27 protein-coding genes are annotated in these 22,336 nt (G+C 33.3%); 20 read left to right on the forward strand and 7 right to left on the reverse strand.

The window, feature by feature from the left end; translation table 11 throughout:
• Positions 1-60: 60 nt before the first annotated feature.
• A complete protein-coding gene (locus CCAL9328_RS08670; RefSeq protein WP_236842729.1) occupies positions 61-843 on the forward strand; it encodes a sulfite exporter TauE/SafE family protein in 783 nt (260 codons plus the stop codon).
• Positions 844-867: 24 nt separating this feature from the next.
• Here CCAL9328_RS08670 and CCAL9328_RS08675 read toward each other — a convergent pair whose 3' ends face one another.
• The 5 genes from CCAL9328_RS08675 to CCAL9328_RS08695 all read right to left on the reverse strand — a co-directional run bounded on the left by CCAL9328_RS08675 (position 868) and on the right by CCAL9328_RS08695 (position 4,625).
• Positions 868-1,410, reverse strand: a complete 543-nt coding sequence (locus CCAL9328_RS08675) for a putative periplasmic lipoprotein (protein ID WP_170000454.1) — start codon at positions 1,408-1,410, stop codon at positions 868-870.
• A 32-nt stretch (positions 1,411-1,442) separates the two neighbouring features.
• Entirely contained in the window at positions 1,443-2,108 is a 666-nt protein-coding gene (modB, locus tag CCAL9328_RS08680; RefSeq protein WP_096030365.1) for a molybdate ABC transporter permease subunit, read from the reverse strand.
• A complete protein-coding gene (locus CCAL9328_RS08685) occupies positions 2,105-2,929 on the reverse strand; it encodes a sulfate/molybdate ABC transporter ATP-binding protein (protein ID WP_170000455.1) in 825 nt (274 codons plus the stop codon). Before CCAL9328_RS08685 ends, modB begins: the two co-directional genes overlap by 4 nt.
• An 8-nt stretch (positions 2,930-2,937) precedes the next feature.
• The gene (modA, locus tag CCAL9328_RS08690; protein ID WP_086281058.1) at positions 2,938-3,669 is read right to left on the reverse strand and encodes a molybdate ABC transporter substrate-binding protein; all 732 of its coding nucleotides are present in this window, start codon (positions 3,667-3,669) and stop codon (positions 2,938-2,940) included.
• Positions 3,670-3,836: 167 nt separating this feature from the next.
• Positions 3,837-4,625 carry a TOBE domain-containing protein gene (locus tag CCAL9328_RS08695; RefSeq protein ID WP_096014183.1) on the reverse strand — a complete coding sequence of 263 codons (789 nt, stop codon included), beginning with the start codon at positions 4,623-4,625 and terminating at the stop codon, positions 3,837-3,839.
• A 167-nt stretch (positions 4,626-4,792) separates the two neighbouring features.
• Between CCAL9328_RS08695 and CCAL9328_RS08700 the strand changes: the two genes are divergently transcribed.
• From CCAL9328_RS08700 to CCAL9328_RS08710, 3 genes are read left to right on the forward strand one after another with little or no spacing between them, the layout of a single operon-like run.
• Positions 4,793-5,512, forward strand: a complete 720-nt coding sequence (locus tag CCAL9328_RS08700) for an MlaA family lipoprotein (protein WP_096015143.1) — start codon at positions 4,793-4,795, stop codon at positions 5,510-5,512.
• A 3-nt stretch (positions 5,513-5,515) separates the two neighbouring features.
• Entirely contained in the window at positions 5,516-6,106 is a 591-nt protein-coding gene (locus CCAL9328_RS08705; RefSeq protein ID WP_170000456.1) for a Tgt2/MlaC family protein, read from the forward strand.
• Positions 6,103-8,547 (forward strand): efflux RND transporter permease subunit, encoded by a 2,445-nt coding sequence (locus CCAL9328_RS08710; protein WP_170000457.1) that lies wholly within the window; start codon positions 6,103-6,105, stop codon positions 8,545-8,547. Before CCAL9328_RS08705 ends, CCAL9328_RS08710 begins: the two co-directional genes overlap by 4 nt.
• Here CCAL9328_RS08710 and CCAL9328_RS08715 read toward each other — a convergent pair.
• Together CCAL9328_RS08715 and CCAL9328_RS08720 are read right to left on the reverse strand one after the other, a co-directional pair.
• Complete coding sequence (locus tag CCAL9328_RS08715) at positions 8,544-9,017, reverse strand: DUF4405 domain-containing protein (protein ID WP_096015141.1); 474 nt, start codon at positions 9,015-9,017, stop codon at positions 8,544-8,546. The genes CCAL9328_RS08710 and CCAL9328_RS08715 overlap by 4 nt on opposite strands.
• Before the next feature lie 68 nt (positions 9,018-9,085).
• Complete coding sequence (locus CCAL9328_RS08720; protein ID WP_096014178.1) at positions 9,086-9,661, reverse strand: BON domain-containing protein; 576 nt, start codon at positions 9,659-9,661, stop codon at positions 9,086-9,088.
• 126 nt (positions 9,662-9,787) lie between these two features.
• Between CCAL9328_RS08720 and CCAL9328_RS08725 the strand changes: the two genes are divergently transcribed.
• From CCAL9328_RS08725 to CCAL9328_RS08800, 16 genes are all read left to right on the forward strand, one after another.
• The gene (locus tag CCAL9328_RS08725; RefSeq protein WP_170000458.1) at positions 9,788-11,581 is read left to right on the forward strand and encodes a PAS domain S-box protein; all 1,794 of its coding nucleotides are present in this window, start codon (positions 9,788-9,790) and stop codon (positions 11,579-11,581) included.
• Between the two features lie 9 nt (positions 11,582-11,590).
• Positions 11,591-12,445 carry an ATP phosphoribosyltransferase regulatory subunit gene (locus CCAL9328_RS08730; RefSeq protein WP_170000459.1) on the forward strand — a complete coding sequence of 285 codons (855 nt, stop codon included), beginning with the start codon at positions 11,591-11,593 and terminating at the stop codon, positions 12,443-12,445.
• Positions 12,446-12,455: 10 nt separating this feature from the next.
• Entirely contained in the window at positions 12,456-13,706 is a 1,251-nt protein-coding gene (locus CCAL9328_RS08735; protein ID WP_096019536.1) for an adenylosuccinate synthase, read from the forward strand.
• On the forward strand, positions 13,703-14,119 hold the full coding sequence (locus CCAL9328_RS08740) for a flagellar FliJ family protein (protein WP_096014174.1): 417 nt from the start codon (positions 13,703-13,705) through the stop codon (positions 14,117-14,119). The genes CCAL9328_RS08735 and CCAL9328_RS08740 overlap by 4 nt, the downstream gene beginning before the upstream one ends.
• Before the next feature lie 10 nt (positions 14,120-14,129).
• Entirely contained in the window at positions 14,130-14,645 is a 516-nt protein-coding gene (locus tag CCAL9328_RS08745; RefSeq protein WP_096014173.1) for a MotE family protein, read from the forward strand.
• 81 nt (positions 14,646-14,726) lie between these two features.
• The gene (locus tag CCAL9328_RS08750; RefSeq protein ID WP_096014172.1) at positions 14,727-15,278 is read left to right on the forward strand and encodes a DUF507 family protein; all 552 of its coding nucleotides are present in this window, start codon (positions 14,727-14,729) and stop codon (positions 15,276-15,278) included.
• Complete coding sequence (gene carA, locus CCAL9328_RS08755; RefSeq protein ID WP_096015137.1) at positions 15,278-16,396, forward strand: glutamine-hydrolyzing carbamoyl-phosphate synthase small subunit; 1,119 nt, start codon at positions 15,278-15,280, stop codon at positions 16,394-16,396. The genes CCAL9328_RS08750 and carA overlap by 1 nt, the downstream gene beginning before the upstream one ends.
• The gene (locus CCAL9328_RS08760) at positions 16,396-17,061 is read left to right on the forward strand and encodes a sulfite exporter TauE/SafE family protein (protein ID WP_096015136.1); all 666 of its coding nucleotides are present in this window, start codon (positions 16,396-16,398) and stop codon (positions 17,059-17,061) included. The genes carA and CCAL9328_RS08760 overlap by 1 nt, the downstream gene beginning before the upstream one ends.
• Before the next feature lie 233 nt (positions 17,062-17,294).
• Positions 17,295-17,987 carry a response regulator transcription factor gene (locus CCAL9328_RS08765; RefSeq protein ID WP_096015135.1) on the forward strand — a complete coding sequence of 231 codons (693 nt, stop codon included), beginning with the start codon at positions 17,295-17,297 and terminating at the stop codon, positions 17,985-17,987.
• Between the two features lie 177 nt (positions 17,988-18,164).
• Entirely contained in the window at positions 18,165-19,631 is a 1,467-nt protein-coding gene (gene ccoN, locus CCAL9328_RS08770; protein ID WP_096014168.1) for a cytochrome-c oxidase, cbb3-type subunit I, read from the forward strand.
• 10 nt (positions 19,632-19,641) lie between these two features.
• Positions 19,642-20,307 carry a cytochrome-c oxidase, cbb3-type subunit II gene (gene ccoO / locus CCAL9328_RS08775; protein WP_096017493.1) on the forward strand — a complete coding sequence of 222 codons (666 nt, stop codon included), beginning with the start codon at positions 19,642-19,644 and terminating at the stop codon, positions 20,305-20,307.
• Positions 20,308-20,315: 8 nt separating this feature from the next.
• The gene (locus CCAL9328_RS08780) at positions 20,316-20,543 is read left to right on the forward strand and encodes a cytochrome c oxidase, cbb3-type, CcoQ subunit (protein ID WP_096014166.1); all 228 of its coding nucleotides are present in this window, start codon (positions 20,316-20,318) and stop codon (positions 20,541-20,543) included.
• Positions 20,540-21,412, forward strand: coding sequence for a cbb3-type cytochrome c oxidase N-terminal domain-containing protein (locus tag CCAL9328_RS08785; RefSeq protein ID WP_096014165.1), 873 nt, complete (start codon positions 20,540-20,542; stop codon positions 21,410-21,412). Before CCAL9328_RS08780 ends, CCAL9328_RS08785 begins: the two co-directional genes overlap by 4 nt.
• A 1-nt stretch (position 21,413) precedes the next feature.
• Positions 21,414-21,632: a DUF4006 family protein gene (locus CCAL9328_RS08790; protein WP_096014164.1), complete on the forward strand. Its 219-nt coding sequence runs from the start codon at positions 21,414-21,416 to the stop codon at positions 21,630-21,632.
• Positions 21,633-21,635: 3 nt separating this feature from the next.
• A complete protein-coding gene (locus CCAL9328_RS08795) occupies positions 21,636-21,737 on the forward strand; it encodes a hypothetical protein (RefSeq protein ID WP_096014163.1) in 102 nt (33 codons plus the stop codon).
• A gap of 41 nt (positions 21,738-21,778) precedes the next feature.
• Positions 21,779-22,336: a TPM domain-containing protein gene (locus CCAL9328_RS08800; RefSeq protein ID WP_170000460.1), complete on the forward strand. Its 558-nt coding sequence runs from the start codon at positions 21,779-21,781 to the stop codon at positions 22,334-22,336.

Below are 22,336 nucleotides of genomic sequence, written 5' to 3' on the forward strand. Positions count from 1 at the left end.
TTCAAAGCTAGATTTTATCTTAGGATTAATATAATTTCAAATCAAATTTAAGGTAGAAAAATGGTTGATGGATTTAGTGTGATTTTAGGTGATATGAGCCTTTTATGGGCGGTTGCCATTTTTGTCGCTATCGGTGTTGGTGTGGGGTGTATTAGTGGGTTTTTTGGCATTGGTGGTGGGACAATTTTGGTGCCGATACTTTTAAATTTGGGTTTTGATATTAAAAGTGCGATTGGTATTAGTGTGCTTCAGATGTTTATGGGGGCGCTATTTGGTAGCTATGTGAATTATAAAAATAAAAAATTGGTTTTAAATGATGGGATTGTGGTTGGTATCGGCGGACTTGTGGGGGCTAGTTTTAGTGGATTTATAGTATCGATTATGCCTAGTATCGCTTTGAAATTTGTGGTGTTATTTATGTTAATGGTGGCGATAATTAAATTTTTTCAAGCAGATGTGAAAAATGATAATCCTAAAGAGATATCTAAATTTATAATGTTTGGTGTGGGGGTTTTAGTAGGTGCTGTGGCGATATCGGCTGGGATTGGCGGGGCGTTATTTTTAACACCGATATTTGTTGGATTTTTGAAAATGGATATCAAAAAAGCCATATCAATTGGGCTATTTTTTGTTATATTTAGCTCATTTTCTGGGCTTATAAGCTTAGCAAATGCCGGACTTGTGGATTATAAAAGTGGACTTACAATTGGGATTGGGTCTATAATTGGGGTATATTTTGGTGTAAAATTTGGCCATAAAGTTGATAAAAATATTCAAAAAAGATTGGCGCTTGGCCTATATATAATTATGTTTATTTTAATGGTTAAAAATATACTATTTTAATCAACTTTTGTGGCTAAATTCGGGCTAAAATCCATTTAAAATTTCAATAATTTTAGATATTATTTTAAGCTCAAAGCTATCCATAGCTTGAGTTTGAGAGTGCTCAAAGCTAGATTTTTGGCTTTGGAGATTTAAATTCGTTTGATAATTATTGCTATCTTTAAGAGCGATGAAAAGCGAGGCTTGAGCATCGTAAAAATACTCATTTTCGTATCCATTCCCAAAGCCACTACCAAAGCCAACATGCCTAAATCCGCCACTACCAAAGCCAAATTCCATAAAATTATTATTCTTAATATCGCTATTTTGGCGTAGGTAATTTAGCGTAATTTTGATTGCGATATCTGGATTTTTGGTAGCTTTTTTATAGCCATTTTGGATTAGGGCAGAGCTTAGATTATTTTCAAAGTTTTCGCTGAAATTTTGTGAAGATATACTAAAGCTCTTGCCTTTTATATTTTCAGTGATAAAAATCGGATTAGAAGTTGAGAGATAACTAGTAAAAGCAGGGCTACTACAACCTAAAAATACCAAGCTAATTATAAGGCAAAAAAATATATTTTTCATCAAAATCCCCTAAAATAAATTTAGGTATTATACTATTTTTTCTCTATTTTTTGGTTTATGAAATAGACTAAAAACAAAACACTAAAGCTAATGATAAGCATAATTGCTGAATATATATGCGCAAGTTTATAATCCAATATCTCAACAGCGTCATAAATAGCGATACTAGCTACCTTAGTCTTGCCTTCTATGCTTCCGCCTATCATTAAAATCACTCCAAATTCGCCCAAAGTGTGAGCAAAACTAATGATAATAGCGCTCAAAAGTGATGGCTTGATATTTGGCATAGCGACACGAAACAAGGTAGTAAGCTTGCCTTTGCCAAGGCTATAACTAGCTTCTATAAGCGAATTTGGCAGGGATTTAAAACCTGATAAAATCGGCGAAAACATAAAGGGCAATGAGTAAATACAACTAGCAATCACAAGACCGCTGAAATTAAAAACAAGCCTAATATCAAAATATTTTTCCATAAATTCGCCCAAAAATGAGTATGGCGATAAGAGTATCAAGATATAAAATCCAAGCACCGAAGGCGGCAATACAAGTGGCAAGGATATCACGCTTTCTAAAACAGGCTTAAATTTAAACTCACATCTAGCAACGATATAAGCGAAAAATATAGATATGATAAAGAGTATAATCGTAGATATAATAGCTAGTTTAAATGACAATAATAGTGGCGTCCAATCTATCATATATCCACCTTTAAATTTGATATTTGTGTGCTTAGAGTGATGGTATCTCCGATTTTAAATTTATTGATATTTGTAGTTGGAATTTTGTAAATTTGATTTGCGTATTCGCAGGTTATGCTTTGGCTATTTATCTCTAAAATTGTAGCTAATAGATTGATATTTTGATCCAAATTTGAGCTTAAAAATAGCTCTTTTGGGGTGCCACTTTGGATGATTTTGCCATTGTCAATCTCATAAATATGGTTAGCTAGTCTGTAAATTTCGTGTTTATCGTGGCTAACTAAGATTATACTCATATTATATTTTTTGTGAATTTGGCTTAAGTAGTCTTGGAGTTTAATGCGTAATTTCGCATCTAAAGCAGATAAAGGCTCATCTAAAAGCAAGATTTTAGGTCGCCTCATCAAAGCCCTTGCTAGGGCTGTGCGTTGCTTTTGACCGCCAGAGAGTGTGTGCGGATAGGCGTTTTGAAACTCTAAAAGCTCGGCTAATTCTAGTAATTCAGTAGCAAATTTAATATCATTTTTGGCAAATAGTAGATTTTGTATCACACTCATATTAGGAAATAGAGCATAATCTTGAAAAAGATATCCGATATTTCGCTTTTGTGGGGGCAAAAATATATCTTTGTTATAATATATCACCCCATCACTGCTAATAACTCCGCTATCAGGCTTATCAAATCCAGCAAGTAGCCTTAATATCGTGCTTTTACCACTGCCACTTTTGCCATATAATGCGATAAATTCGCCATTATTTATCTTAAATTCAAGATCAAGCTTAAATCCATCAAAGGACTTTTGGCAGTGGAAATGGATCATAAATTCGCCTAATTAATCGCTTTATATCCAAATTTAACAAATATATCTTGAGCCGGCTTGCTAAGCAAGTAATCATAAAAATCTTTAGCTAATTTATTTTCTTTACCATGATTTAGAATTACCATTGCTTGGTCTATACTAGTATGAAGTGAGCCATCTAAAATAGCATAATTTGTATATTGTAGCATCTGTTCAGCCTTCAAAGCACTAGCTGCGACAAAACCGATATCGCCAGCTTTTATAGTTTGATTTAGAGCATCGCCTATGCTGTTTGCTTCAATGATTTTATCTTTAATCTCATCATAAATTCCAGCATTTTTAAATGCTTCTATCGTGGCAGCACCGTATGGGGCAGTTTTTGGGTTGGCTATTATTATTGTTTTTATATCTTTGTTTTTTAATGAGTTTAGGCTTGGTTCATAGCCTCTAACGCTCAAAATAGCCACGCTTCCGCTAGTATAAATAACAGGTTTATTAAGGGCAAAACCATCTTTATAGAGTGTATCAGCGAAATCTATATTTGCGCTTAAAAATAGATCAAAAGGGGCACCATTTTTGATTTGGGCTACTAATTTACCGCTTGAGCCTAATGTTATGTTGATTTTAGCATCTGGGTGAAGTTTGATAAATTCGCTTTTTATCTCTTCTAAGACATAGGCCGTATTTGCCGCTGCGGCTACATTGAGTGTTGAAGCAAAAGAGCAAACCACAAAGGCTAAAAGTAGTAGAAATGATCTCATATCTATCCTTTATATTGTAAATTTATATTTGAAAATTATATGAAAAAAATGTAAATAATGGATAAATATAAATTTTTATATTAATATAAATTATATATTTATATTTTAAAAATAGCTTTGTTGGCTTAAATTTAGCTATTTTGATTAAGCCAACAAAAGAAAATATTCTAAGCTTGTGTAGCGATTATAATATGGCTAGCTTTGATAAATAACTCAACTTCATCACCGACATTGATTCTCATATCTTGGGCAGATTCGTTAGTGATGATAGCGTGTATTGTCTGATTATCGCCTATATTTACGGCGATTTTGGCATTTACTGCACCTAAAGTTGCTTGGGTTACATTGCCTTTTAGTTTGTTAGAAGCAGAGATTTTAAGCTCTTTATCATCGGTTTTGGCTAAAATCACGCTTGATGCTTTAAAGACAAATATTACCTCTTTACCAACTTCTAAATTTAACTCTTTTTGACTATCGATGGTGATTATGGATTTTAGTAACACTCCATCGCTTAATTTAGCAGTGATTTGGCTATTTACAGCACCCGTTTCGATATCTGTGATTGTAGCTTGAAGCTGATTTTTGGCACTTAATTTCATGTTTATCCTTTTTAGATTGCTTATTATATTGTTGTCTGAGTAGGTGCAAATTTCATTTAAAAATTCATTTTGAGCCTTTAATATCGCATCATATCTATCTATCATATCTTTTGCGTATTGACTTAATTCGCTACCGCTGTTTTTTCTCTTTCCATCAACTCTTAAAATTAGCGGCTCTTTGGCTTTGGAATTAAGTAGATCTAAGCAATCCCAAGCATTTTTGTATGAGATATCTACTGCGGTTGCGGCTTTGGTAATGCTTCTAGTCTCATCTAGTGCTTTTAAAAGTTTGATATGTTTTGGCAAAAGTGCCACTTCGTCATTTAAAAATAGTTCAAGTTTTATTTGGGCTTTCATAAAAACCTCTTTTTAAAATTTATTTTTTAGGTTATTATAATATTTTTTATTAACAATTTGGCAAAAATTAAAATAATTATAGATAAAATGTAATAAATTTATTATTTATATTAAACTTAAGCTATTATTTAATATAATACCAGCCTTTTTATTTTCGGAGTTGATAGATGCTTAGGATTTTTGTGGTTAGTTTTGTCTTTATTATTAGCTCTTTTGCTAGCGATATTGACTCATTTGAAGATGAGTATGCCCCGCAAGATAGCTTTGATCCGCTTAGTGGGTATAATAGAGTTATGACTGAATTTAACCATATAATATATCAAAATCTTTTGATACCGACTTTTAAGGGTTATGACTATGTGATGCCTGACCCAGCCAAAGATGCTATAAGCAATTTTTTTGATAATTTAATGTTTCCTATTAGATTTATAAACAATATTTTACAATTGAAATTTACAAATGCCGGCGAAGAGAGCCTAAGATTTATAGCTAATACTATTGTTGGTTTTGGTGGCATTAGCGATGTAGCAACTAATGTATATGGACTTAAAAAGCGAGACGAAGATTTAGGGCAGACTCTTGGATATTGGGGCGTGGGTAGTGGATTTCCTATTGTATTGCCGATACTTGGGCAATCAAATTTGCGTGATTTAATAGGTATGAGTGGGGACTTTTTCATTAATCCATTGAGTTATACCAATGAGATATTTACTGATGATGCTAACAAATATTTTCATTTAAATTTAATTCCTAAATCATGGAATGTAATCAATGAAGGCTCCAAAGACCCAGAGCTTTATAATAGACTTACAAGTGGTGCTATAGATCTATATCTATTTTTAAAAGATGGATATGAACAACGCAGAAACGCACAAATTCAGGAGTAAAATATGAGAAAAATTATATTTTTGTTATTTTTGGTATGCTCAATTGCTTTTGGTATAGAGCTTAAAAATATTGATGAAACCTTAAAGAGTGATTTCAAAAAAGCTCTTAATATAATGAGCGATAATAGCATTGATAAAGAGCGCAAGCCACTTAAGATTTTTGAGATTTTTGATGGTTATTTTGATTACTCTTTGATGGCGAGATTGTCGCTTTCTAAGCTATATAAAAGCTTAGATAAGGCTAAGCAAGATGAATTTACAAAGCTATTTATATCAAATTTAAAGCTCTCATTTTCTCAAAAGCTTGGATATTATAGCGACCAAGAGATTGAGTTTGTCAAAGGTGAGCTAACAAACAAAAATAGATATAACGCCTATGCGGTGATAAAAAGTAAGAACGAAGATTACTCTTTGGTGTTGAAATTTCATCCGGCTAATGGGCAGGATTATATAATTTATGATATTGATATTTTGGGTGTGAGTATCATACAAAGTTATAGAAGTCAATTTAGTGATTTGAGTCAAAATGCTGATTTTAGCGAGATTATAAAGAGATTACAAAGTGTAAATTTAGATAATAACTCAACTAAATGAAAAAAATATTTAAATTTATAGTCTTATTTCCTAAATTAACCTTGGTGTTAAGCCTAGCAATATCTATTATAATAGGGATATTTTCATATAAATTAGAAATTGATGCCTCAACGCAAACTCTGCTTTTAGAAAATGACAAAGATCTAGCAATTTATAGAGAGATTACAAAGCGATACGAGAGCAAAAATTTCCTTATAATTGCTTATAGGCCAAATTCAAATTTACTAAGCCAAAGTAGCTTAGATAAGATTGCGGCTATATCAAAGGATTTAGAAAATTTACCAATAGTAGATTCTGTGTTTTCTATCTTAAAAGCACCACTTCTAACTAATAATCCAAATTTAACTATTAGCGAACTTATAGAAAATGTCCCAAATCTAAGCAAACCAAATATCGATCTTAACGCAGCCCAAAAGGAGCTAACAACCAGCCCATTATACAAAAATTCGCTTGTGAGTGCTGATTTTAAGACTACTTCGATTGTTGTGAATTTAAAAAATGATGAGATTTATGCTAATTTTCTTAACCAAAGGGCCGCTTTAAAAGCAGAAAATAGCCCAAAAGCCAAAGAAGAGTTGGCGAAATTAGAGATTGAGTTTAAAAAATATAGAGATTCTATACGCATTTTTGAGCATGAAAGCATCGTCAAAATAAGAGAGATTATAGAGCGTCATAAGGGCGATGAGAGGATATTTCTAGGCGGGATTAATATGATCGCTGATGATATGATAAGCTTTGTCAAAAATGATTTGGTAATATATGGAAGTAGCGTTTTATTTTTGCTTGGGCTTTGTTTGTGGCTCTTTTTTAAGCAGATGAGATTTGTGGTGTTGCCTATTATTGTCTGCTTTTTGAGTGTGATTTTGGCTAGTGGGCTATTTGGGCTATTGGGATATGAGATTACGGTTATTAGCTCTAATTATATAGCACTTCAGTTGATTATCACTATCTCTGTGGTTATACATTTGATAGTGGCGTATCGTGAGTTATATTTAAAGCATAGGGATTATACAAATATTCAGCTAGTTTATCTGACTTTAAGATCTAAATTCAAGCCTTGTTTTTTTGCGATTTTTACCACTGTGATTGGATTTTCATCACTTTGCTTAAGCGATATTAAGCCTATTATTATGCTTGGGATGATGATGAGCGTGAGTATCTCTATATCGCTTTTGGTGGCGTTTTTTGTCTTTGGCAGTTTGCTTGTGTTGCTTAAGAAAAAAGAGCCAAAAATGAGCTTTGAAAATAATTTCAAATTCACACATTGGTGTGCTAAGATAGCGATTAATAGACCAAAAAATATATATTTTATCAGTTTTATTATAGTTATAATTGGGATTTATGGTATTAGTAAGTTAAGAGTCGAAAATAGCTTTATAGGGTATTTTAAATCAAATACCGAAATTTATCAAGGTATGAAGGTCATTGATACAGAACTAGGTGGGACAATTCCACTTGATGTGATTATCAAATTTACTCCAGCAAAGATGGATTATAGCGATGAAGATTTGGGTGAGTTTGAAGATGAATTTAGTGATAATTCGCCGGAGTATTGGTTTAACTCTTATAAGCTTGATATCATAAAAAAAGTTGATAAATTCCTACAAGAGCGTGAATTTATCGGTAATGTCGGCTCCTTAGCAACCTTATTAGAAGTTGGCAAGAGTATAAATAGCGGCAAAGAACTTGATCCACTAGCTCTCTCACTCATATATAGCAATCTACCAAATGAGTATAAAGAGTTGATTTTAACCCCATATCTAAATATAGAAAATAACGAAGCTAGATTTAGCATTAGAACACTTGATAGCGACCCAAATTTAAAGCGAGATGAGTTTATAAAATCATTAAAAGCAGATTTAGAAAATCTGCTCAAAGATGAGCCACTCAAAGTAGAAGTGGCTGGAGTTATGGTGCTTTATAACAATATGCTTCAAGCTCTATTTAGCTCTCAAGCTGATACGATTATCTTTGTGCTTTTGGCTCTATTTTTGGTATTTTTGGTTATTTTTAGAAGTCTTAAACTATCAATTATCGCAATTATCGCTAATTTAGTGCCACTTTGTTTTGTCTTTGGCGTGATGGGAATCGCTGGAATTTCGCTTGATATAATGAGTATCACCATCGCAGCAATCAGCCTTGGGATCGGCGTGGATGATATAATCCACTATATCCATAGATTTAAAAACGAAAATCGAATTTACTCTACAAATCGCTCTATTATAAACTCTCATTTAAGCATCGGATATGCGATGTATTATACTTCATTTGCGATATTTTTGGGCTTTAGTGTGATGAGTTTATCGAATTTTTGGCCGACTATATACTTTGGGATTTTGACTGATTTGGTTATGATTATGATGCTTTTAGGGGCTTTGATTTTGCTACCAGCTATGATTGGCTCATTTTATAAAAAAGAGCCAAAAAGGCTCTTGGATTAGCGTTTTATAAGGATTTTTATAAATTCAGCTTCATTTAAATTATTCTTAGCGATAAACTCTTTAAGATTTATATCTTCAAATTTGATATTTTTACTATTTAGATAGTTTTCAATTGCAGTTTTATCGCTATTAAAAGCTATTATTGCGTTATTTAAATTAACGGCCATAAAGCTAGAATAAAGCTCTTTTTGTGCTGATTTTGAATTTGGAGCAAATAGCATAAATATCACGCAAAGCACGATAGCACCACTGATAAATCCAAGCTTTTTGCCACTGAAATATTTCTTAAACGGCGCAAGATTAGCAAATATATGTAGCACACACGCTAATACCATTGCTATACCGACATATTCGTGTATGGTTTTGATCCCATAATTTTTAAGATCAAAAAACATAAAAACACCAGTAGCGCCAACAATGAAAAAAGTAGCTATGGTCGCAGTTGTAGCGATCGGTTTTGAGACCTTCATCCTCTATCCTTTTATAAAAAATTTGAAGTATTATTATAATATTATGTTAAAAATATGTTAAATTATAATTATTTTAAAATATGTAAAAATGAGTAAGCATTACTAACTCCATCTGTGTGAAAAGCATACCAAAGGGCACGCTTTTCTTGTTCTATCGTAGCGACCGCACCGCTAAATACGATATCACATTGAACAATGTGTATATTGATATTTGTGCTATCTATGTGCGGATCGCTGATTAGATCAGTTTTGATCTTAGTTAGCATGGTTAATTCATCTATGAAGTGGCATGAATTTGGGGTTTTTAAATTTATATAAGTCTTAATATGATTTACTCCCATTGTATTTTTGGCTAGGTTGATTAGCTTCATTTTATCATCCATATTTGCTACTTCACCGATTAATAACACTTCGCCCCATTGAGATACGACATCGATATGAAAATTACTCAAATTTGGCGTTGCTAGGATTTTGGTTTGGATCTTTTTTTGGATTATATTGTCTTTGATTATGGTGTAAATCCCTCTTTCATCTTTGCTAATTGTGTAGGTATCGTAGATGGAATTTAGATTTAAAAGCGGTGATTTAAAGGAGCAACCACTAATGATAATAGAGATAAAAATAGCCGATATAGTAAGTCTCATGGCGCAATTTTATCCAAATTTCTACCAAAGCTTTCTTAAAAATTTATATTTAGCTTGAATTTATTAAAATTTAGGTAGAATTTGAGCCTATATCACATAAATTTACTTATGCCAAAGGTTAGGTGTATGCGACAAGGCAGAGTTTTTCTCGCTTCTGGGCTACTTAGACGAGCTATAGCTATATTAGTAATATTTATTGCTATGAGTATTTTTAGCCTATATTTTATATTCTCTAATGATAGCGTAAATAGCATTATGTATCTATATTTTTCTACATTTATTATAGTACTTTTGGCTCTATTTTTAGATATATTTTTGTATATCAAAAATAATATTATTTTACCCATCGCAAATACCAAAATATTTATAGATAAACTTGCAGCCAAGGAGATTATTGCTCCTGTTTCGAATTTGGATTTTTACTATATCAATAATAGTATTTATGAGTTTTTTACATCGTGGGTTTGTGCTGAAAATAGCTTAAAATATTATATAGAATATTATAGTTTATTGTTTGACAAAAGTGATATCAAGATATTATTTATAGATGCCAAAGATGGCAGTATAATGGATGCTAGCAGATGTGCGGTGGATTTTTATGGATACTCTAAGGGTGAGCTTTTAACCATGAGTATATTTGATATCCAAATAGATGATAAATCATCATATAAAAAGCATAAATTATCTAATGGCGATATTAAATTTGTTGAGGTGATTAGCACGCCTGTTAGTTTGTATTTCAATGATTCATACTTTATGATTATACTAGATGCCACAAAAGCGCAAGAGAAGATTGAAGGTCTAAATAGCGAAATTTCAATGATAGAAAACAACCCAGCTATCGTGCTTAAATTTGTATATGCTGATGAATGGATCGTTACTGGGCTTAGCTCAAATATAAATTTACTAATCCAAAATAATGATAAAAATCTAGATCTTAAATCCATTTGTCATAGCGATGATATAGGGCCTTTAAGCTTAGAGATCGAACGCAAAATTAAACTAGAAAATAGCATATATGATACCAAAAAAGAGCTTGATCGCTCTTATAGGTTTAAGTTAGTTAGTGGCGAGTATGGGTGGTTTAGGATATTTGTATCAAGTAGCAAAAATATAAATGGCGAGATAGAAGTTACTATGTTTTTGCTAGATAATACCAATCAAGAGATATTAAGAGAGATTCTAATCAGCAAACTCAAACGACACGAGAGCAGAATTCTAAGTAGTAATTTATTGGGATTTGAGTATTTTGCTAGTAGTGGGGTTTTGAAATTTAGTGTTGATTTTGTCGAGTATTTGGGATATAAAAATAGCATTGATATGGGAGTTGGATCTATAGAAGATATCTATAAAATCGTATATAGAGATGATATCGATATATTTATAGATGAGTTAGATAGATATATAGATGGCAGCTCAAGGCTTGTTGAGTGCAATGTAAGACTACTTAAAAAAGATGGAAAGCAAATTTATGCCAAGATCAAGGCTAAAGCCCTAGATACTCTAAATGATTCTGATGAGATCATAGGCACAGCTATAGATATTAGCGATCATCAAAGATATGTAGTCCAAAACGCTTTAACAAATGCTATAATGTCAAGCTCAATTAATGGTATTTTGGTATGCGATGTCAATGGTGATATACTTGATGTTAATGATAGCTTTACTAAAATTACAGGATATAGCAAAGAAGATGTAATCGGCAAAAAACCAAAAGTCTTACGATCAGATAAGCATGATAATGTATTTTATGCCAAAATGTGGTCTGATATCAAGCATTTTGGTAGTTGGAGTGGTAAAATTTATAACAAAAATAGAGCCGGTGAAGTATATCTAGAGCATTTAGTTATCACAGCTATTAAAGATGAACACGATATCATCCAGCGATATATAGCGTCATTTTATAAGATTATGGAGTAAGGAGAGAATTTGAATTTATCCACACAAAAAATTTACGAACACGATATCCCTGATGGCTCAAAGCTATATTTTGGCTCTAGTGCGAAGCTAAAAAGGCGTATAGAGTCCAAAGCAGCCGATATCTTAGAAGATAACGGCTTTAGCGAAATCATTACTCCATATTTTAGCCATCATCAACGCCAAAGCGTTAAAGCTGAAAATTTAATACGATTTAGTGATAAGCAAAATTCAGAGATAGCTCTTCGCAGTGATAGCACGATAGATGTGGTTAGAATAGCCACAAAAAGGCTAAAAGACAGCAACACCAAAAGATGGTTTTATATCCAGCCGGTATTTAAATACCCAAATAGTGAAATTTATCAAATCGGTGCCGAAATATTAGGTGATAGTAGCGTTATACCTTGTATAGATATAGTTGGGCAAATTTTTAAAGAATTTGGCATTGAAGCGCATTTGCAAATTAGCAATATACAAATTCCAAAGATAATATGCCAACTTCTGAATTTACCAATTAGCGTATTTGAAAATGGCAGATTAGAAGTGATATTAGGACTTGATCTGCCGTGGTTAAATCTTTTGGCAAATATAAAAAGTGATAGCGACATAGACTCAGTAATTGCTATAGCCCCAAGTGAGTTAAAAGAGCCATTAAGCTCTATGAAAGGCCTAGCTAATAACTACGAAAAACGCATATACGCACCTTTATACTACTCTAAAATGCGATATTATGATAAGCTATTTTTTAGGTTTTTATGCGATAATAGTGTTTTAAGTAGCGGTGGAAGCTATGAAATAGATGGTAATATTTCAGCTGGGTTTGCTATATTTAGCGATGCTGTGATAGAGAATTTAAGAAGCAGATAAAAGGATTGATATGACAAAAGCGGATTTAATAGTTGGAATTCAGTGGGGCGATGAGGGCAAGGGTAAGATAGTTGATATGCTCTCACAAAATTATGATTTAGTATGTAGAAGTGGCGGCGGGCATAACGCAGGCCATACTATATGGGTTAATGGCGTTAAATACGCTCTTCACCTAATCCCAAGTGGAATTTTGCATCCAAATATTATAAATATTATCGGTAATGGCGTTGTGGTAAATCCAGAAGCGCTTATAGAAGAGATGTCGCAATTTGAGAATTTACAAGGGAGATTTTATATCAGCGATAGGGCGCATTTGAATTTAACTCACCACTCTTTAATTGATCAAGCCAAAGAAAGATTAAAAGGCGATAAAGCTATAGGCACCACAGGCAAGGGTATAGGCCCAGCATACGCCGATAAGATCAGTCGCACAGGGCATAGGGTTGGTGAGTTGCTTAACCCAAAAGAGCTTAGCGAGAATTTAATAAGTGATTTTGAATCAAATAGAGCCTATTTGGACGCCCTTGGCGTGAAAATCCCTAGCAAAGATGAGCTATATCAAAAGCTTAGTAGCTTTAAAGAGGCACTTGAGCCATATATTGCTGATACTACTCAAATATTATGGAGTGCTATGGATGAGAATAAAAAAATCCTTCTAGAAGGAGCTCAAGGCACCTTACTTGATATAGATCACGGCACATATCCGTATGTTACTAGTTCAAATACCATCTCAGCTGGAGCTTGTACTGGGCTAGGTTTAAGCCCAAAAAGCATCGGTAATGTGATTGGAATTTTAAAAGCCTATACCACAAGAGTTGGTAATGGCGCTTTTCCAACACAAGATAGTGGCAAAGATGGCGATACAATGTGCGAAGTAGGCAAAGAGTATGGCACTACAACGGGTAGAAGAAGAAGATGTGGATGGCTAGATGCCGTAGCTGTGCGATATGCATCAAGATTGAATGGTGTAGATAGCTATGCGTTGATGAAGTTAGATGTGCTTGATGGATTTAAGAGTGTTAAAATTTGTAAAGCATACAGATATAAAGGGGAGATTATAGATTATATGCCATCAAATTTAGATGAGGTTACACCTATTTATGAAGAGTTAGATGGTTGGGATAGTATTAGCGGGATTAGAAATTATGATGATCTTCCACAAAATGCTAAGATATATATAAAACGAATTGAAGAGCTAACAGGAGTTAGAGTTAGCATTATATCAACAAGTCCAGAAAGGAGCGATACAATACTAAGATGAATAATAAATTTTCACAAATAGTCAAGGTAAAAGAAGAAGAGTTAAATAAAATTGAGATGAGTTTAGCTAAATCCAAAGCGACATTTCGTGAGCTTAGTCGCTCTATGGATGCTATTAATGCTGAGTTAAATATGAGTCAATTCCCAAAGAGCGGCTCATCATCTAAGATCAAATCCACCATAGAACAACAAAAGCTCTTAAGAAGTCAAAAAGATAAGATAAAAGAGAAAATGCTACTTATCCAAAAAGAGATTGTGCATTTTGAATTTAAGTATAAAAAGGCATATGTAGAGCTAGAAAAAGTAAAATATATGGAAAAAGAAGAGATTCAAAAAGAGCTAAAAAATCTCAAGAAAAAAGAGAGTAAAGAGCTAGATGAATTAGGAAATATGCGTCGCTCATCTATGCGTTAAGGATGTTGGTTTGAAGTTATATTTTACACTTTTTTTAAGTATATTTTTATATGCTAATAGTGATGAAATTTTAGCTGATAGAGAGGCAAATATCGCTAAAAATTTAGAGCTAATAGACAGCTCACGCCAGGAGCTAGAAGCTTATAGAGCTGCTACTACTACTTTATTTAACCAGCGTGAAGCTCAAATTCTAGCCAAAGAAAAAGAGCTTAATGCGACATTACAGACCATATCTCAAAAAGAAGAAAATATAAAAAATATGCTTGATAAAAATGAAAAAATTTTATCCGAGCTAAAAAGCATTACAAGCGATAAGGTATTAGAGGTATATGCTAAGATGAAAGACGCCCCAGCCGCTACTATAATATCAGAACTCCCAAGAGATGAAGCGGCGAAGGTTTTACACTCACTTGAAGCTAAAAAGATATCATCAATTTTAGCTAAAATGGATCCGCAAATAGCAGCTGAACTTACGCAAATTTTGAAAAATGATGAGCTTTTTAAGGATTTAAATTCAACTAAATAAATTTAATTTATCTTGCTATTTTTAGCTGATTTTATATATTTTTTTGATAAAATTAGCTAAAAATTTACAAAGGTCATTTAAATGCGTATTAAACTTCCTCATGCTCCATACATAGCAAGAAAAATTGCAAACGATCTATTTAAATCTGGTTTTATCAAATTCAAAAGCGGAACCGAGCCTATAGTGGCTGTAGCTCAAGATATTTTGTATGCTGATATAAACAAAGAAAGGGCCTTAGAAGAGCGTGTAAAAGAGCTTTTAGAGCAAAATGAAAATGAGATTGATTTTATGCAAGTTGATCGCAAGAGTATGTTTTGGTTAATCAAGAAAAAATTGGCTAAAGATTTTGGTGTGATGCTTGCTTATGATGATCGTTATAGTAGCTTATCTCACGAAATTTTACAAAGATTATGGAAAGAGAATTTAATAGATTATAGCGTATCAGAAAATAGGGTTAAAAATCTCATATATAGTGCGATAGAGAGTTACTTAAAGCAGTATGAATCAATAGAAGATATTGTGGCTGATCGCTTGGATAATTATAAGAAAAAGTTGATTCCAGGCACAGATGAGTATGATTTGATATTTGAAAGATTATATGAAGAAGAGCTTAGTAAAAGAGGGATGATATAATGAAAGCGTATATTTATTTAGAAAATGGCATTTATATGGAAGCTAAGGCATTTGGCAAGGGCGGAAGTGCCTTTGGTGAATTAGTTTTTAATACCTCGCTAACTGGATATGAAGAGATCATTACAGACCCTAGTTATGCTGGTCAATTCATAGTATTTACTATGCCAGAAATCGGAATTGTAGGGATCAATGATGATGATAAAGAGAGTAATAAAATTCACGCTAGTGGGGTCTTTATGCGTAATTTTAATGCTAAGCCTAGTAATTTTAGATCCAAAGAGAGTATTGACAAATTCTTTTACGAACAAGGCAAATTCGGAGTATATGATATAGATACTAGATATCTTACTAAAATGCTAAGAGATAGCGGAAATTTAAGAGTATATGTATCTACTGAAATTAGCGATAAAGATGAGCTTAAAAAAGCCTTAGAAAATAGCGCTAGAATCGATGAGATCAACTATGTAAGCATTGTTAGTACTAAAGAGCCATATACTCATCTTTTAAGCAGATGGGATCATAAAAACCAATCTTATGGTAGTGTAAAATCAATTGGAAAAAGAGTTGCGGTGATTGATTATGGTGTTAAGAGAAATATATTAAATGAGCTTTGTAGCGTTGGCCTTGAGCTTGAGGTTTATCCGCATGATGTAAAGGCTGAAGTTTTGATAGATAAATTTAATAAAGGCCAAATTCATGGAGTATTCCTAAGCAACGGCCCAGGCGAGCCTAAAATGCTAGTAAATGAGATAGCACAGATCAAAAAGTTAATCGCAGCAAATATTCCTATGTTTGGTATCTGTCTTGGTCATCAGTTGTTATCAAATGCCTATGGTTATGAGACTTATAAACTCAAATTTGGCCAACACGGATCTAATCACCCAGTCCAAAATCTAGATACAAAAAGCATAGAGATAACAGCACAAAATCACAATTATAATGTCCCAGAAAGTATATGCGAAGTAGCCACAATTACACATAGAAATCTCTTTGATAACACTATTGAAGGGGTTTGCTATAATGGTGGAAGAGTATTTTCAGTCCAGCACCATCCAGAAGCGAGTAGCGGACCAAATGAGAGTAAATATATCTTTAAGAAATTTATAGAAATTTTATAATGGATTTAGCCACGATCCTTACTACTATTGCACTTGCGATTAGCTTTAGCTTGTCGCATTGTATCGGTATGTGTGGTGGATTTGTGGTAGCTTGTAATATCAAACTTAATCAAAAATCAAAATCAACTCAATTCATCTTACTACTTAGTTATCATCTTAGCAGAGTTTTGGCATATATGATTTTAGGTATTTTATTTGGGCTTTTTGGCTCGGCTGCTCTTTTGAGCGGTGCTAATAGGGGGTTGGTTATCTTTTTTGCTGGGGTGATTTTGATTATTTTGGCTTTTGGGCTTTTTAAAAGAGGCAAGCTGCTATCTTATATCGAAAATCAGAAATTAAGCTATTTAATTATCCCTTTATTTAGCAAATTCAGACAAAAAAATAGCCTTATATCGTTTTTGATTTTAGGATTTTTAAATGGGCTTTTGCCTTGCGGAGTTGTATATTATTTTTTGGCTGTTTCGCTTGGGAGTGGCTCTTTGATAAATGGTGCGATGATTATGGCTATTTTTGGTCTTAGCACAATTCCTGTGATGATGGGAGTCGGTGGTATTTTGTCTGCTTTGAGTGCTAAATTTAAAAATTATTTAAATTTAATCTCTTTTATAATTATGCTTGGGTATGGAATTTATTTTTTATATTTAGGATTTATGTTACTTAAATAAAAATTATAAAATTTTGATATTCAATATCTATTTTTTAGTTTAAATTCACTATATTTTCTCTTTTTTTAAAATTATAAAATAGCCTTTTTTGATTATAATATAGCAAAAATCCACTTAAATATAAACTCAATATCTAAAATGATATTAATTAGCAAATTAAATATGCTATAATTAACGAACCAATAATTAGTAAAATTAGTTTTGTAGATTAAATATATTAGGCGGAGAGAGTAATGGAAGAAAATTTAAAAAATTTAACCATTTTAATAGTAGAAGATGACAATAAGATAAAAAGCTCAATAGCTAGAGCCTTAGAAGGGCTTTTTAAAAGTGTTATCTTGGCTAAAAATGGCGATGAAGGGCTAAAAAAATTTAAAAAATACAACCCAGATTTAGTGCTTACAGATATAGTAATGCCTATAATGGATGGTCTAGAGATGACTAAAGAGATCAAACAGATATCACAATCCACGCCTGTGATTGTATTTAGTGCTTTTAGCGATAGAGATAGATTGCTTGGTGCGATTGATGCTAGAGTGGATAAATATCTTATAAAGCCACTTAGCGATGATGAGTTGTGTGAAGCGATATCCAAGATCGCTAAAGATAGAATAGACCTTACTTCACAAATCGATATTGGCCGTGGAATTAAATTTGACAAAACTAAAAGAGTGCTTATAAAAGATGATGGAACTCAAATAGGATTAACCAAAAAAGAGTTGGCATTTTTGACAATTTTAGCCCAAAGGATGGATACTTTGGTTTTGCACGAAGAGATTAAGCAAAATGTCTGGACAGATGAGAGGGTTAGCGATGCGGCTATTAGGACTTTTGTTAAGAGAATTCGTGATAAAGTTGGGGTAAATTTGATTAAAAATATATCTGGCCTTGGATATAAAATTAGCTCAAAAGATGATGAAATATAAATCAAATTTATACTAAAAAATATATTTCAAATGAGATAAATTTAAAATTTATTGTTTAAATTCTAAACATTTTAAATTTATTTTTGTATATTTTTGATCTTTTAAGTTAATTTATATTTTATTTACCATATAATTAGAAGTGCTTTTCAATAATAACTTTACAGGAGGAACTTTTTAATGCAGCCAAGTAATGCATTGAACTACGACTATACAGTCGCTAAGTACTTCATGTTTACCACTATTATCTTTGGTATAGTTGGTATGGGTATCGGTACTTTGATAGCTTTTCAGTTAGCTTACCCTGACCTTAACTATATAGCTGGTGAATATGGAACATTTAGCCGTCTTAGACCGCTTCATACAAATGGCGTGATCTACGGGTTTATGTTATCAGGTATATTTGCTACCTGGTATTACATAGGACAAAGAGTGCTTAAGGTCTCTATGAGCGAATCTAAATTTCTAATGTTCATAGGCAAGCTACATTTTTGGCTATATGTGCTAGTTATAGCTTTGGCGGTTATTACTCTTTTTGCTGGTGTTTCTACATCTAAAGAGTATGCAGAGCTTGAGTGGCCAATTGATATAATAGTCGTTGTTGTGTGGGTTTTATGGGGAATTTCTATATTTGGGCTTATTGGAATTCGCCGTGAAAAAACTCTATATATCTCTTTATGGTATTACATTGCTACATTCCTTGGCGTAGCTATGCTATATCTATTTAACAATATGGAAGTTCCTACTCGTCTAGTTACAGGTATGGGTAGTTGGATCCACTCTGTATCTATGTATGCAGGTACAAATGATGCGCTAGTTCAATGGTGGTTTGGACACAATGCGGTTGCGTTTGTATTTACCGTGGCGATAATTGCTCAAATTTACTACTTCTTGCCAAAAGAGAGTGGCCAACCAATTTTTAGCTACAAACTCTCACTATTCTCATTTTGGGGCTTAATGTTTGTCTATCTTTGGGCTGGTGGTCACCATCTTATTTATTCTACTGTGCCAGACTGGATGCAAACTATGGGATCTATATTCTCTATAGTTCTTATCTTACCTAGCTGGGGTTCAGCGATCAATATCTTGCTTACTATGAAGGGTGAATGGGGACAATTAAGAGAAAATCCACTAATTAAATTCATGGTATTAGCCTCTACATTTTATATGTTCTCTACTCTTGAAGGACCGATTCTATCGATAAAATCTGTAAATGCTCTAGCGCACTTTACTGATTGGATCCCTGGACATGTCCATGATGGGACTCTTGGTTGGGTTGGATTTATGACTATGGCTGCACTATATCATATGACTCCACGCGTCTTTAAGCGTGAATTATATAGCAAATCTTTAATGGAAGCGCAATTTTGGATCCAAACTACAGGTATCGTGCTATACTTTGCGTCTATGTGGATCGCTGGTATCACTCAAGGTATGATGTGGAGAGCTACTGATGAGTATGGTAATCTTGCTTACTCATTTATAGATACAGTTACAGTTTTAATGCCTTATTATTGGATTAGAGCTATTGGTGGTTTATTGTATCTAATTGGATTCTTTATGTTTGCTTACAATATTATGAAATCTATCTCATCAAGTAAGCCTATAGATCGTGAGCCAGTAAGTGCTTCACCAATGGCTGCGTAAGGAGGAGTGAATGTTTAGTTGGTTAGAGAAAAATCCATTCTTTTTTGCGGTATTTGTCTTTATATTTATAGCTTATGCTGGTATTGTCGAGATTTTGCCTGATTTTGCTGATCGTGCTAGACCTGTCGAGCATAAAAAACCATACACAGTTTTACAACTAGCTGGTCGCAATGTCTATATAGCTGATAGCTGTAATGCTTGCCACTCTCAATTAATTCGCCCATTTAAATCAGAAACCGATAGATATGGCATGTATTCTGTAAGTGGTGAATTTGCTTATGATAGGCCATTTTTATGGGGATCTAAAAGAACAGGCCCGGATCTAGCTAGAATCGGCAACTATAGAAGCGTTGATTGGCATGAAAATCACATGAAAGATCCAGTAAGCGTAGTGCCAGGATCTATTATGCCAGCATATAAACATATGTTTAATAAAAATGCTGATATAGAAACAGCTTATGCTGAAGCCCTAACAGTTAAAAAGGTATTTAATGTCCCTTATGATACAGAAAATATGCCAAAATTAGGCAGTTGGGATGAAGCTCAAGCAGAGATAAAAGCAGAAGCGGAGGCTATCGTAAGCCAAATGAAAGATCAAGATGTAAAAGATGCATTTGCTAGAGGTGAAATCCGCCAAATAGTAGCATTGATTGCATATTTAAATAGCTTAAAATAGGGTTTGTTATGAGTATAGAGACTATGAGAGAACTACAAGCTTATGGCTTTTATATAATGCTAGTAGCGATGGTAGTGATACTATATAGCTACTGGTTTCATCTAAAAAGATCAGAAAAAATAGGTAGAAGAGATTATGAAAAATACTCAAATTTAGCCTTAAATGATGATTTAAAAGATAATGTTCTTGAGAGTTTCACTTCAGACAAAGATGACAATAGGAGCGTTAAAAAATGAAATGGTTTAATCTAGAAGACAATGTAAATTCGCTTTCTATTCTTGGTGCTATAGCTATCGTTTTATTGACATTGATTGTCGTAGGTAGGCTATTTAAACTAATGAAAGTGAAAAAAGAGGGCGGAGAGTTAAGTGAGCATAGCTGGGATGGAATCGGTGAGTATAAAAATCCTGTGCCGATCGGCTGGGCTGTGGTGTTTGTTTTAGCTATAGTTTGGGCTATATGGTACTTTTTGGTTGGGTATCCTTTGAATTCATACTCTCAAATCGGCGAATATAATGAAGAGGTCAAAAAATATAACGCAAGCTTCCAAGCCAAATTCCAAAATGCCACTCAAGATGAGTTAAAAGCAATTGGCGAGCAAGTATTTTTGGTTCAATGTGCAGCTTGCCATGGAATCACAGGTGATGGCATTAATGGTAAGGCGGCAAATTTAGTAGAGTGGGGTAGCGAAAAGGGTATTTATGATGCTATTATCAAAGGCTCAAAAGGCCTAGGATATCCATTAGGCGATATGCCAAATGCTATTGATAATGGCATTGATGAGGCTACGGCTAAGGCTATAGCAGCATTTACAGCTAAAGAGATATCAGCTATCAAATCTACTATAAATGAAGATCTAGTAGAAGCTGGTCGTGCAGCGTGGGCTACTTGTGCGGCTTGCCATGGTGAAGATGGCAAAGGTATGGATGGTATGGCGCCAGATCTTAGCAAATATGGATCAAGTGATTTTGTAGTAGATGTATTAGTTCGTGGAAAAACAGGCAATATCGGTCATATGCCTAAATTCAGAGACACAGGCTTGATTAATCCAACTCAAGAGAAAGCCGTTGGTGAATATATAATCTCACTTTCAAAAGGAGAATAATATGGATAATACAAATAGATCTGTTTTTGCATTAAATGGCGTTACTGGAATGCTGATCGCTACTGCTCTTTTGCTATCTATATTGGTTGTGCTTACATATCTTGGTATATCGGCACAACAAAATGTAATGCAAAAACCATATAAATTAGTAGATCCTTCATCTGTAGAGATGAAAAGTAGCGTCCAAAAAGCTGCTGAAGTTATGGTAATTAAGGAGTAAAATATGTCTAAATTATTAGAATCATTAATTGTTATCGGACTTATTATAGCAGCGGCTATTACTGCTTGGTCAGTGCTTACACCAAATAGTCTTTATATCGGATGATATTATTTAAGATTTTTAAGAGCGGCTTTATAGCTGCTCTTTTGAGTTTGGGAGCATATGGCGTAGTAATTGACAATGCTAATATCATTAGCGAGGCTGTAGAGATAAAACTAAATTTAATTGGTGAAGAGTTAAAGAGTAAAACGGGCGTTAGTCTAGATCTTCTTACTATATCTGATCTCAATGGCTCTACTTTGGAAAATGCAGCTAGCTCGCATATATCAAATTTAAAGCCACCATATATAGTTTTAGCTATATTGCCTAAGGATTTTTCTAGTAAGGCTGGTAAGCTAGATATATTTGCGTCAAATGACGCTTTAGAGCTTTTTGACAAAGAAGCAGTGCTTAGCCCATTTCCGCAAACTGGCTCTATAATCCCACTTCTAACGCAAAATAAAGGCAAAGATATCTATAATTCCTCTATGCTAAATGGATATGCCGATATCGCTGATAGAGTCGCAAATAGCAAAAATATAACCCTAGAAACTTCAATAGGCTCACAAAATAGAGATACTATAAATATCTTTAGATATCTAATATATGGGACAATTATACTTGTGTTGATTGTTTTATTTATCCGTAAATTTAAAAAAGGCTAA

The sequence above is a fragment of the Campylobacter sp. RM9328 genome (genome assembly GCF_012978615.1).